This window comes from Arthrobacter sp. R3-55, from assembly GCF_054161505.1.
Genome location: NZ_CP096423.1, coordinates 2,332,097 through 2,344,884, shown reverse-complemented (window position 1 = coordinate 2,344,884; position 12,788 = coordinate 2,332,097). Strand labels below are relative to the sequence as shown.

At 64.1% G+C, this 12,788-nt stretch carries 9 protein-coding genes; 6 read left to right on the top strand and 3 right to left on the bottom strand.

Annotated elements, in window-relative coordinates; all coding sequences use genetic code 11:
- The first annotated feature begins 110 nt into the window (after window positions 1–110).
- Window positions 111–668 carry a Clp protease N-terminal domain-containing protein gene (locus tag M1D51_RS10930; RefSeq protein WP_458109481.1) on the top strand — a complete coding sequence of 186 codons (558 nt, stop codon included), beginning with the start codon at window positions 111–113 and terminating at the stop codon, window positions 666–668.
- Window positions 669–1,042: 374 nt separating this feature from the next.
- Here the strand turns inward: M1D51_RS10930 and M1D51_RS10925 are convergent, their stop codons facing one another.
- Entirely contained in the window at window positions 1,043–1,930 is an 888-nt protein-coding gene (locus M1D51_RS10925) for a helix-turn-helix transcriptional regulator (protein ID WP_458109480.1), read from the bottom strand.
- A 129-nt stretch (window positions 1,931–2,059) separates the two neighbouring features.
- Here M1D51_RS10925 and M1D51_RS10920 point away from each other — a divergent pair, with 129 nt between their 5' ends.
- Complete coding sequence (locus M1D51_RS10920) at window positions 2,060–3,103, top strand: NAD(P)-dependent alcohol dehydrogenase (protein ID WP_172324260.1); 1,044 nt, start codon at window positions 2,060–2,062, stop codon at window positions 3,101–3,103.
- 98 nt (window positions 3,104–3,201) lie between these two features.
- Window positions 3,202–5,886, top strand: a complete 2,685-nt coding sequence (gene hrpB, locus M1D51_RS10915) for an ATP-dependent helicase HrpB (protein ID WP_458109479.1) — start codon at window positions 3,202–3,204, stop codon at window positions 5,884–5,886.
- Here the strand turns inward: hrpB and M1D51_RS10910 are convergent.
- Together M1D51_RS10910 and M1D51_RS10905 are read right to left on the bottom strand one after the other, a co-directional pair.
- Entirely contained in the window at window positions 5,883–7,514 is a 1,632-nt protein-coding gene (locus M1D51_RS10910; protein WP_458109478.1) for an amidohydrolase, read from the bottom strand. The two genes, hrpB and M1D51_RS10910, sit on opposite strands and share 4 nt — an antisense overlap.
- Complete coding sequence (locus M1D51_RS10905; protein WP_458109477.1) at window positions 7,504–8,961, bottom strand: APC family permease; 1,458 nt, start codon at window positions 8,959–8,961, stop codon at window positions 7,504–7,506. The genes M1D51_RS10910 and M1D51_RS10905 overlap by 11 nt, the downstream gene beginning before the upstream one ends.
- A gap of 159 nt (window positions 8,962–9,120) precedes the next feature.
- Between M1D51_RS10905 and M1D51_RS10900 the strand changes: the two genes are divergently transcribed.
- The 3 genes from M1D51_RS10900 (at window position 9,121) to M1D51_RS10890 (ending at window position 12,780) form a co-directional block, all read left to right on the top strand.
- Window positions 9,121–9,738 carry a TetR/AcrR family transcriptional regulator C-terminal domain-containing protein gene (locus M1D51_RS10900; RefSeq protein WP_458109476.1) on the top strand — a complete coding sequence of 206 codons (618 nt, stop codon included), beginning with the start codon at window positions 9,121–9,123 and terminating at the stop codon, window positions 9,736–9,738.
- A 31-nt stretch (window positions 9,739–9,769) separates the two neighbouring features.
- Window positions 9,770–10,504 (top strand): M50 family metallopeptidase, encoded by a 735-nt coding sequence (locus M1D51_RS10895; RefSeq protein WP_172326241.1) that lies wholly within the window; start codon window positions 9,770–9,772, stop codon window positions 10,502–10,504.
- A 170-nt stretch (window positions 10,505–10,674) separates the two neighbouring features.
- Window positions 10,675–12,780: an elongation factor G-like protein EF-G2 gene (locus M1D51_RS10890; protein WP_458109475.1), complete on the top strand. Its 2,106-nt coding sequence runs from the start codon at window positions 10,675–10,677 to the stop codon at window positions 12,778–12,780.
- Window positions 12,781–12,788 lie beyond the last annotated feature (8 nt).

Sequence of the window (12,788 nt, the reverse complement as noted above, 5' to 3'; positions counted from 1 at the left end):
GTTCGCAACAGCCCGGGCTGTGGTGGGTCTCGCATGGTGTTGGAAGGGCGGTCTTTCACGGACCGTTCCTCAGACACCAGCCGTAGCAACGGCTCATTGAGGAGAGGCATATGTCGAAGTTCAAGAGAATCACCCTGGGTGTGGCAGCCGGAGCACTGGCGCTGGGCGCAGGACTGGGAGTAACCAGCATCGCGACGGCGGCCACCACACCGTCGCCGAGCGCTACGTCCTCCGCAGATGCCACCACGCCTTCAGACCGCGGCGGAAAGCCCGGAGGGCACGGCCATGGACGGGACGGGGGTCAGATCGCCGCCCGGTTGGCCGACAAACTGGGCGTTGAGGAGGCCAAAGTCACTGAGGCTTTGAAAGCGTTCCGCGAGGCGAACAAACCCAGCACGCCGCCCGCCGAAGGAGCCGAAGGAACCAAGCCGGACCGTACGGAACAGGACGCAGCCCTGGCTTCGTCGCTCGCCGAAGCGTTGGGCGTGGACGAGGCCAAGGTCACTGCGGCTTTGGAGGAAATTCGCGCCGATGCCACGGCGGAGCGGTCGGCCGCGCTGAAGACCAGACTGGATAAGGCCGTCACTGACGGAAAACTCACCCAGGCTGAAGCTGATGCTGTTGCCAAGGCTGTTGAAGCAGGGGTCATAGGAGGAGGCGGCCGCTAGGGGCACTCCCTCATCACCTGCCAAAGAGGGATCCTCCGGCTAGAACCGGGGGATCCCTTTTTCGGAAACGGATGGGCACCGAATCGTTGTTTTGCACGAGACCTTGGCAAACGGTGCGCTGAAAGCCTCATACCTGGTTCCAACGGTACGAAATCAGCTCTTGGCCCGCAGGGGTCGTCTCGTGGAGGCAAGTGCGTGCCGAACGCTCCGCCTTGGAGCGAAAAACCGGGGGGCTGGCGGACAGAGCCGGCCGAGATCCCGGCACGAGGCAGGTGCGTCTGCGCCGGTGCCGACGGATCTGTACGGCCGCGCCCTCAATCCACCCCGCCCTTTTTGTTTAGTTCTCCGTCGTGACCCTGCTGCGTCACCGCGTACTACCGGGGACGACCTAGGGGCTCGGTTTCACCGGACACGTAGGGGGTCGCGGCCCAGCTGGCGAGCAATTGAAGAGCGTCGGCCGTGCCCGTGCCGGGTTCGGCGTTATAGACCGTCAAGGTCAAGCCCGCATCGGCGGACAGTTCAAGGGCTTCATACAACAAGTGCAGGTCGCCCACTACCCTGTGCCGGAAGTGTTTCTTCCCGGTGTAGTGCTGGCGGACGTTGTGGGAGGCCCAGCGGACCCGGAATTCTTCACTTCGGGTGGACAACTCACCCACGAGGTCGCTAAGGCCCCGGTCATAGGGGTCGCGTCCGGCCTCGGTCCGCATAATGGCAACGGTGTCGTTGGCGGCCCGCTCCCAGTCGGCGTAGAAATCGTGGCTGCGAGGATCGAGGAAGAGGAAACGGGCGTGGTTGGGCGGTCCGGCAGGACTGTCGTAGATATCCGAGTACAGCGCCCGGCCCAAGGCATTGGTGGCAAGGAGGTCGAGCCTGCCGTTGCGAATAAAAGCCGGTGAGCCTGTGATCGCGTCCAGGGTCAGTTGTACGCCGGGCCGGATTGACTGCTTCCGGACAGGCCGACGCCGGGACTTGCCGCCGTCGCTCGCAGCGCGGGCGAGATCGTACAGGTGTGCACGTTCGGCATCGTCAAGCTGCAGCGCGTTGGCCAGCGATTCCAGCACACTCTCCGAGACGCCGGACAGGTTCCCGCGTTCCAGCCGTGTGTAATACTCAACACTCACTCCCGCCAGCATGGCCACCTCGCCGCGCCTGAGCCCCGGGACGCGACGGTTGCCGCCGTACGCGGCCAATCCCGCCTGCTCGGGGGTGATCTTCGCCCTCCGGGTGGAAAGGAAATCGCGCGTCTCGGTCCGGTTGTCCATGCTTCAACGGTAGGACCTTTGCCCCGCTAAGGGAGTCCCTGTCATTACCCCTTACAGCAGTAACTCCTTGCGTCAACGGAAACAGGGTTAGATGGAAATATCCAATAACGTTCACGACGCAGGAGAAACATGCCTACCGCTAACGCTTACGCTGCCCCCTCGGCCACAGGCGACCTGACCCTGACCACCATCGAACGCCGTGAGGTCGGTCCGAACGACGTCAACATCGACATCAAGTTCGCCGGCATCTGCCACTCTGACATCCATACCGTTCGCGGTGACTGGGGCCCCCAGCAGTACCCCCTGGCCCCGGGCCATGAAATTGCCGGCATCGTTACCGAGGTTGGCTCGGAGGTCACCAAGCACAAAGTGGGCGACCGCGTCGGCGTCGGCTGCATGGTGAACTCCTGCAAGGAGTGCAGGAACTGCCTTGCAGGCGAAGAACAGTACTGCCTCAAGGGAAACGTGGGCACCTACGGTGCTGTTGATCGTGACGGCACCATCACCCAGGGCGGTTACTCAAGCCATGTGGTGGTGAACGAGGACTTCGTCGTCACCATTCCCGAAGGGCTGGAACTTGACGTTGCTGCTCCTCTGCTGTGCGCAGGCATCACCACCTACTCGCCCCTGCACCACTGGGGTGCCGGCCCCGGCAAGAAGGTTGCCGTCGTCGGGCTTGGCGGACTTGGCCACATGGCCGTCAAGATCGCCCACGCCATGGGCGCTGAGGTGACTGTTCTTTCGCAGTCGCTGAAGAAGATGGAGGACGGTCTCAAGCTGGGCGCGGACCACTATTACGCCACCAGCGATCCCGCCACGTTCGAAGAGCTCGGCGGCAGTTTCGATCTCATCATCAACACGGTCAGTGCGTCGATCGACATCAGCGCATACCTCCAGTTGCTGACGCTAGACGGCAGCCTGGTCAATGTCGGTGCCCCGGCCGAACCGCTGCCGGTGAACGTGTTCTCGCTGATCACGGGCCGCCGCCGCTTCGCGGGCTCAGCCATCGGCGGCATCCGTGAAACCCAGGAAATGTTGAACTTCTGCGCCGAACACGGCCTTGGCGCAGAGATCGAGGTCATCCCGGCCAGCAAGATCAACGAGGCGTACGAGCGCGTACTCGCCTCCGACGTCCGCTACCGCTTCGTCATCGACGCTTCCACCATCGGCTAGGAAAAGGCGCCACCTGACCCCGCAATACGACGGAAAGGCCACGCCCGTGTCACTAAGGCGTGGCCTTTCCTGTCCCATCCAACAGGGACAATGGACTGGTGACATTCAGACTGGACACCATCGGCAAGGGCCTGGTCTTTGCCGATTCGCTCGCGGACCTGACGGCGGCTCTTGAACGGCAGGGCGGCGGCGGCGTGGCAGTGGTGCAGGCCCCGCCCGGCACAGGAAAGACCACCCTCGTGCCCCCGCTGGTGGCGAATTTGCTGTCAGAGCGGCACATCGGTGCTGACACGCACCTGCCTGGTCCCCGGAAGACCCGGCCACGCATAGTGGTTACCCAGCCCCGGCGTGTTGCGGCGCGATCTGCGGCACGCCGCTTGGCCACGCTGGACGGCAGCCGCTTGGGCGGCAGGGTGGGTTACACCGTCCGCGGGGAAAGCAAAACCAGCCAGGACACGGTGGTCGAGTTCGTGACGCCGGGGATCCTTCTCCGACGCCTCCTATCGGACGCCGGACTTGAGGGCGTCCACGCCGTGGTCCTGGATGAGGTTCACGAGCGCGGACTCGATACCGATCTGCTGGTGGGCATGCTTGCCGAGGTCAGGGAGCTTCGTGGCGACCTCACGCTGATCGCGATGTCGGCAACCCTTGATGCAGCGCGTTTTGCAGCTTTACTGGAGCAGAACGGGCCAGCGCCCGACGACGACGGGCCGGCTCCCGTGGTCGACTGCGCCTCCGCGCTTTACCCGCTGGAAGTTCGGTGGGCTCCGGCCCGGGAGCGCCGTCTTAACGATCGGGGAGTGGCGCGCGCCTTCCTGGATCATGTGGCCCAAACGGCTGCAACCGCACATGCTTCTGCCTTGGCAGCCAACCCTGAGGTGGATGCGCTGGTTTTCCTGCCGGGTGCCCGCGAAGTGTCCGACGTCGCCGCCCGCCTACGCCTCCACGTTCCCGGGAACGTGGAGGTCCTGGAGCTGCACGGCCGAATCGGCGCGGACGCCCAGGACCGGGCGGTATCCGGCAGGGACCCGGGTGGTCCACCGCGGATCATTGTCTCGACGTCCCTGGCTGAGTCATCCCTGACTGTTCCAGGTGTGCGGCTGGTGGTTGATTCCGGACTGTCCAGGGAACCACGCAGGGACTCGGGGCGTGGCATGTCCGGCCTGGTGACCGTCTCCTGCTCGCGGGCATCGGCGGATCAACGCGCCGGCCGAGCTGCCCGGCAAGGACCAGGCACAGTGGTGCGCTGCTACGACGCCCAGGATTTCGCAGCTTCACCGGCACATCAAACTCCGGAAATCTCCGTAGCCGACCTCACCGGAGCCGCGTTGGTCCTCGCCTGCTGGGGCGCACCGGGAGGAACAGGCTTGCGGCTGCCCGATGCCCCGCCTGCCAGCGCCATGTCAGATGCCGTGGAGGTCCTCCGCGAGCTAGGCGCCATTGCGGCCGACGGGACGGTGACGATGCTCGGCAGGACCCTGGCCCGGATTCCTGCCGATCCGCGCCTTGCCCGCGCCTTGCTGGACGGCTCGGCTGTGGTGGGCTCACGGGCAGCTGCAGAAACGGTGGCCCTTGTAGCTGGAGACCAACGCACCCCTGGCGCGGACCTGACTACACTCCTTAGCTCATTGAGGTCGGGTTCGGACCCGGCTGCCCGCCGTTTCGGCGAAGAGGCCAAGCGGATGGAGTCGATGGCACGGCAGGAAGCGGCCGTCGTCGTGCCTTCCGGGCTTCGCGCGGAAGTCTCAGCCCGCGAAGCGCCTGGCTTTGTGGTGGCGCTGGCTTTCCCGGATCGCGTGGCCCGGCGCGTTCCCGGCGATGGATCCACCACCTACTTATTGTCCTCCGGGACCCGGGCCGGGCTGCCAGCGGGAAGTCCGCTGACTGGGCACCAGTGGCTGGCAGTGGCCGAAGTCTCCCGCGCCCAGGGCCGTGACGCCGCAGGAACCGGCGCTGTCATCCGCTTGGCAGCCCCCTTGACCCAGGAGCTGGCAGAAGCGGCAGCACCGGGTCTGAAGCTTGAAGCCGTGTCGGCGAAGTTTGACCACGGGAAAGTGACCGCACGGCTTGAACGCCGGTTAGGGGCTATTGTCTTGTCCTCCACGCCGATCCGCCCCAGCGCCGAAGCCGGTCGCCGGGCGGTGGGGGAGGCCTTGGCTAAAACCGGGTTGGGCATGATCGGCTGGTCATCCGCGGCTGATGCTCTAAGACGGCGGCTGGCACTGCTGCACCACGAACTGGGTGCACCGTGGCCGGACGTCAGGGAAGCTAAACTTCTGGCCCGGCTGGAGGACTGGCTGGCCCCGGAGCTGGAACAGCTGGCAGGCGGGGGTTCGGTCATGTCGATCAACCTCGCGGATCCCTTACGGAGGCTCCTGCCCTGGCCGGAGGCCACCCGCCTGGACATCCTGGTTCCCGAGCGCCTGGAGGTTCCCAGCGGTTCGCGTGTCCGGATCGACTATCCCGAGGTTACGGACGGCGGGGCGGAAAAGCACGACGCCGGCAGGCCGGTGGTGGCGGTCAAACTCCAGGAATGCTTCGGCTGGGACAGCACGCCGCGGCTCGTCGATGGCCGGGTCCCGGTGCTGTTCCACCTGTTGTCGCCAGCCGGAAGGCCCTTGGCCGTTACCGATGATCTCGCCTCATTTTGGTCCGGTCCCTACTCCCAGGTCCGGGCCGAGATGCGTGGGCGATACCCCAAGCACCCCTGGCCCGAAGACCCGTGGACGGCCCCGCCAACTGCCAGGACCAAGAACAAGATGACCTCTGGGCCTTCCCGCTAGGAGAGTCGCTCCAGCATGAATTGGACCTCACCGTCAACGAACGTTCCCAGGACAGTACTGGCAGCTAACTCGTCGGGGTCGGTGGTCAGTGGATCCAGTTCGAACGCGGTGAAGTCTGCCCTTTTGCCCACCGTGATGGAACCCGACACGTCCCACAGCCCGGCAGCCTTTGCGGCATGCGAGGTGTAGCCCTCCAGTGCCTGGAGGGCGGTGAGTCCCTGGGCCGGAGCGATTGGCTCTTGCTCCGGATGGCCGGATCGCCGTCGCAATTGAGCGTCGGCAATGATGGGAAGCGGCTCAAATGGGGCAATGGGCCAGTCCGAGCCGATGCCCAACGTCACACCGGCGTCGCGAAGGTCCCTGCAGCGCCATGCGCGGTGTGCACGCTCGGTGCCAAGACGGGTGGACCAGTTGTCGCTGTGGTCCGCCGCTGAGTAGTGGGTGCAGTGCGTGGGCTGCATGCTGGCCACCACGCCCGCACTCCGAAACCGTGCCACGAGCGTGTCCGGAACCGTCTCGATGTGTTCAATGCGGTGGACAGTGCGGCGAAGGACATCCGCCGGCACAGTACCGTGCAAGGATTCCAGTGCGTTCAACACATGTTCCACTCCCGCATCCCCGATCGCGTGCGTGGCCGTAGGGATGCCGCGTGCGGCGAAGTAACGGACTGCGGCTGAGTATTCCTCGGGCCGGGGCCAGAACGGCGCAGTTGATTCGCCGTAGGTGTCTGGTTCATGAAGCCACGCGGTTCCGTTATCCACTGTTCCATCCACGAACAGCTTGATGGCCTCGACGGACCACCGCCGGCCCCCGGTTCCCACGGCGCGGGCAAGTTCCTTCCAGTCGGACTCATTGGTGCCCGGCATGCACCACGGGGCACTGCGCAGGCGCAGCGGCAGGCCGCCGTCCTTCTCCAGGGCCTGCATAAGGCGGGCCGATTCCTCGCTGTGATCCATGATGTGTCCGCCGGTCAGTCCTGATCGGGCGAAGTCCTGCAGGAGTGCGGCGAGCCTGGCTTTGCGCTCGGCAAAAGGTTCCAACGGGATGTGCCGTTGGATCAGTTCCATGGCGGCTGCTTCGAGGAGGAGGCCGGTGGGAACGCCGTCGGCATCGCACACCACTTCCGAGGCCTGGTCAAACTCGTGCTTGCCGCGGATACCTGCAATTTCCAGGGCCCTGCTGTTTGCCAGAGCCGAATGACCGTCGAACAACCGGATGACTGCGGGCTTATCGCCGCTGACGCCGTCAAGGACAGTGCGGTCCAGCGGGACGTCGCCAAACGCGTTGGGATTCAGTCCCCAACCACGCAACCAGCCGTCGTCGTTCCGTGATTCCTGCTGAAGCAGGGCGCGGACCTCATCCAGCGTGGCAGCGCTGGACAGGTCAACGCCTGTGGTCAGGTCAAGTCCGAACACCGGATGCATATGGCAGTCCACCAGGCCCGGGGTCAGCGTGGCGCTGCCCAGATCCATCACGAGAGCGTCGCCATGGGCCCAGTCCTGGGCTTCAGCCCGGCTTCCGACTGCGGTAATCAGGCCGTTCCGAACGGCTACTGCCTGGTGGGAGTCGCTGCCATGGCCGTCCATGGTGTGGATGGTACCGGCCAGGACTATGAGGTCAGGAGTCATGTTTTTCGAAGCTTCCAATCCGTGCAAAGACGTCAGGTCGGGTGGTGCGCAGGCGGCGGGCAATGAGCAGCCCTGCAATGAAAACCACCGGTGGTACAAGAAGGAGGATGGTGTTGGTGAGGGGATCGGCGAAGGTGAGGAGTTCGATGTTGATGGCAATCAAGGCCACCACTCCGAACAGCAGGATGGCTGAGGCAATGCTGACCGGGAGAAGGACCCGATGCGTCACTGCGGCGGGATTGCGACGCAGGTAGATGAATGCGGCCACGGACACCACACCCTGCAGGGCAACGATCCCGACGATTCCCGGGGTGTTCACCCAGATCAGGAGCTGCCTGTACGGGTCGGCACCGGCAATTGCGCAGATGAGGATAACGACGGCGGCCAGAATGGTTTGGATTTGCCCGGCACGGTGGGGGGACTTGTATTTGTGGTGGGTCCTGCCGAGGAATGCCGGGAGGACCCCGTCCTTGGCGAGCATGTAGACGTAGCGGTTGATGGCGTTGTGGAAAGCCAGTTGTGAGGCATAGACGCTGGTGACGATCAGGACGTACATCAAGATCTCTGCCCAGGGGCCGACGTACTGGCTGATGGTGGCGAAGAACATTCCGTCGGCCAATTCACCGGCCGCGGCAACAACGTTCCCGTTGCCGAAGGCCTGAATGACAGTCCAGACGATGAAGGCGTAGAACACGGACATGAAACCCACGGCGATGTAGGTGGCGCGGGGGACGGACTTGTCCGGGTTGCGGGCCTCCCGCCGATACAGCACCGTGGACTCGAAGCCCATGAAAGCTGCGAAACAGATGGCCAGAATAGCCAGGACGCCCGGGGTGAAGGCGTGTTCGGGTGCGAAGGAGGCGAAACTGATGCCATCTGCTCCGCCCCGGAGGAGGATCGCTGCGCCCATAATGCCCAGGATGGCTGTTTCCGCGATGAGGAGGACTCCAAGGACTTTCGCGCCGACGTCAATGCCGCGGTATCCCAGGAGCCATACGGCTGCGATGGCCACCAGGGCTACAACCGGCCATGGCACGTCCAGGCCAAAGAGCGTACGGAGCATGGCCTGGGTCTGGACGGCGAACAAGCCGTAAACGCCGATTTGCAGGCAGTTATAGGACACGATGGCCAGGATGGCAGCTGCCAGGCCCACGGTCCGGCCCATGGCCAGGCTGATGTAGGTATAGAAACCGCCCGCGGCTTTGACGTGCTTTGTCATGGCCATGAAGGAGATGGCGAAGACCAGGAGGACGGCACCGGCAATGACGTAGCCCATAGGGGCGCCGATGCCCCCGATGCCTATAGCCACAGGGGCTACGCCGGCCATTACTGTCAGTGGTGCTGCTGCGGAGATCACCAGGAAGGCGATGCCGCCGGTGCCGATCGCATTCCGTTTGAGCCCGTTTCCGGCATCGGCTGCCGGAGGTCGGGTTTCGAGGTCAGACATGGGGATCCTCTGGGTTTTGGGGGAAGGAAATGTTGTGGGAGTGCCATTCATTAAGCGAAAGGCTTTCGTTTAGCGTAGGTCCTTGTGATCCCGAGCACAATACCTGGCAGCAAAGTTCTGGCTAGAGTCGTAACAACAACGCGAAAGAGAGATCCCTGAATGGCACGCCCGCTGGTCCCGCTGATATCCATCGATGCACTCGTCACCGCCGCCCTTGAGCTGGTGGACGAGGCGGGGGACTTCAGTCTGCCCAAACTGGCCAAGCGGATAGGCGTCAGCCAGTCCTCCATCTACAACCATGTGAGCGGCCGGGAAGAGATCCTGGAGCTGATGCGCGGACGCATCATCGCAGAGAGTCCTTACGTCCTGACCGATGAACACGACTGGGAGGCCTCGCTTCGCGCCATAGTCCGCAGTTATCGCGATGCCTTCGCCCGTCATCCGAAACTGGCGCCGTTGCTGGTGCTCCAGACTGTGCAGGATGACAAGGTCATGGCCCTCTACGAGAACCTGGCGGTTGCCCTCGGAGTTGCCGGATTCCAAGGCCGGGACGTGATGTCAGCGATTTCCACTATTGACAGCTTCGCCTTGGGGTTCGCCTTGGACCTGGCGGCGCCGGAGGTCGTCTGGGCTCCACCTGCGCAGGGATACCCGGCCCTCACCCATGCCCTGGCACACGCCGGTCCGGCTGAGGAGCGAGGCGAAGCAGCTTTCGACTTCGGCCTTGAAATCCTCATCGCCGGGTTGCATTCCCGTCTTCAGTCAACAGTGTCGTGAAGTTCACGTCGCAAGGGATCCGGAAGACTCAATGACCCTCTTTCAGACCTGGTGGGACGCGGTGGTCCGCGGCTTTACCGACACCCACACCACCATGGTGCCCCTTCCAGCTTTGCTGGGAATCCTGGCGTGCGCGGTCGTCCTAAGTATTCCGCGCCTCACGTGGCGTTGGTTCGGCCTGTACGTCACCTTCGTCCATGAACTTGGCCACGCCTATGCGGCGCTGATGACCGGACGATTTGTGCACGGGCTCCGGATCGGGCTGGACCATTCAGGGCGCCTTGTCAGCAGCGGCCGTAGTGCTTTCGGTGCCGCCTGGTCCGGGTTTTGGGGTTATCCGGCGCCCGCCGTGGTCGGCTTCGGGCTGATTGCCGCGTTTGCAGCGGGCCGTTCCGGAGCGGCAATGTCCGTCGGTGCCTTAATCCTGTTGGTCTCGCTTATTTTCCTGAGGAACATCACCGGGATTCTCGTGGCTGTGGTGAGCGCTGCAATCGCCCAGCTCCTGGTCCTTTTCGCCACGCCGGCAACAGTGAACTATGCAGTCCTGGCCCTTGGCATTGCCCTCTCGGTGGGAGGCATCCGCGACCTCCTCAAGCTCGCCGGTGTGCACACCCGCCGCCGGGACCGGCTTGCAGCCTCAGACGCCTTCATACTGGGCCGCACCACGGGCGTGCCGGCCTTCGTGTGGCTGACCGGGTTCACTGCGGTGATTGCCGGATGCGCGGCAGCCTCTGCCTGGTTGTTGTGGGGATTGCTCGCAGTTTAGTTTGGAGTCCAAACCCGGGCCAGGGGCCGACGACGGCCCGTAGGCAGGCCCGTAGGTATTGGTCGCCGCGAGCCCTTGCCCTGCAGTCACTCCAGGGTGTCCAATCCTGTTTAAGGTTCGAACCCGGCGTGTTCGGACACCCTGCCGGGATACAACACCAGGAGGTGGCCATGTCCGCAAAGGGCACGCGAGAGGCACCCAAAGGAACCGGAGCCGGCACGCCCGATGCCCGCCGGGGCGACTCCGGTGCCGCCTTGGCAGCCAGTGACCCGGCCCGAGTCCGCAATGTTGCCCTGGTGGGGCATTCCGGAGCCGGCAAGACGATGCTGGTGGAAGCATTGCTCGCCGCAACCGGGGCGATCACCAGAATGGGCTCCATCAGCGAAGGCACCACGGTCAGCGATTCAGATCCGTCCGCGGTCCACCAGCAACGGTCCGTGAGCATGTCGGTGGCCCCGCTGTTGCTGGGCGAGGTAAAGGTCAACCTGATCGACACCCCCGGCTACACCGATTTCACCGGCGAACTGCGGGCTGGTTTGAGGGCCGCCGATGCGGCCCTTTTTGTTGTCTCCGCGGTGGAAGGAATCGACGGCGCCACGGTCGCCTTGTGGGGTGAATGCGCGAAGATCCGCATGCCCAGGGCGGTAGTGCTGAGTAAAGTGGACCACCCGCGCGCCGACTTCACTGCCGCCGTCGCGCGTTGCCGGGACGCCTTCGGCGAGTCGGTGCTTCCGCTGTATGTTCCTGGGGCGGGCAATGTGGCGCTCCTTGGCGTCCTCCAAGGGCAGGGTGATGAGGACGGGGTGGCGGAAGCGGCCGTAGAGTCGGCCAGGGGCCCCTTGATCGAAGGAATCATTGCCGAGAGCGAAGACGAAACACTCATGGACCGCTACCTCGGGGGCGAGGAACTGCCCTTGGCCGATCTGATCCAGGACCTGGAAAAAGCCGTAGCCAGGGGGAGCTTCTTCCCGGTGATTCCCACATCGGCAGAAACCGGCGTGGGCCTTCCGGAGCTGATGTCCTTGTTGATTGATGCGATGCCGGCACCCGCTGAACGCCTCACCCCGGCCGTGATGACGCTGGATGGCACGTCCATGAAGCCGCTGGGCTGTGATCCTGCCGGGCGCTTGGCCGCGGAGGTGGTGAGAACCACCGTGGACCCGTTCCTGGGGCGTGTTTGCCTGGTCCGGGTTTTCTCCGGGACCCTGCGGGAGGATTCTTCGATTCATGTGGGTGGCCGGGGGCTTGCTGACAGGGGCCATGAGGACCACGACGCCGATGAGCGCATCACCCATCTCTACGCGCCGGTGGGCTCCAGCCTGAAAGCCGTTCCGCAGTGTATTGCGGGGGACATCTGTGCCATCAGCAAGCTCGCAAGTGCCGAGACGGGCGACACCGTCTCGGATAAGGATGCGCCGCTGCTGATCGAAACGTGGAACATGCCTGAGCCGTTAATGCCCATAGCCATCGAAGGCGCCTCCCGGAGCGACGAAGACGCGCTGGCCAAGAGCATTGGTAAAGTGGCCGCCGCTGATCCGACGCTGCGCCTGGAGCGCAACCCCGACACCCACCAACTCATCCTGTGGTGCATGGGCGAAGCCCACTCCGAGGTGGTCTTGGACAGGCTGCGCAGCCAAGGTGTCAAGCTGCAGACCGTGGACGTCAAGACTCCGCTCAGGGAAACATTCGCCACGAGGGCTGCCGGTCACGGACGGCACGTCAAACAATCAGGAGGCCATGGGCAGTTCGCCATCTGCGACATCGAGGTGGAGCCCTTGGCCCGAGGCGCGGGATTCGAGTTCACGGACAGAATCGTGGGTGGAGCGATCCCGGCCACGTTTGTTGCCTCCGTGGAGAAGGGAGTCCGTTCCCAGATGCTCAAAGGTGTGTCGGCCGGATTCCCGGTGGTTGACATCAAAGTCACCCTGGTGGGCGGCAAGACCCACAGCGTGGATTCTTCCGACGCTGCTTTCCAGGCGGCCGGAGCATTGGCACTTCGTGAAGCTGCCGCTGCCGCAAAAATCCAGCTGTTGGAACCTGTCTCCTCAGTTGTTGTCAGCGTCCCGGATGATTATGTGGGTGCCGTGATGAGTGATCTTTCGGGACGGCGTGGACGAGTCACCGGCACCATCGCAGCAGACGGGGAGGGAACGGAAATCAGCGCTGAAGTGCCGGACCAGGAACTTCTGCGCTACGCCATCGAGCTTCGTGCCCTCACCGCCGGGACCGGTCGTTTCCGACGATCCTTCCTTCGCCACGAGCCCCTGCCAAAGTAGTGACGGGA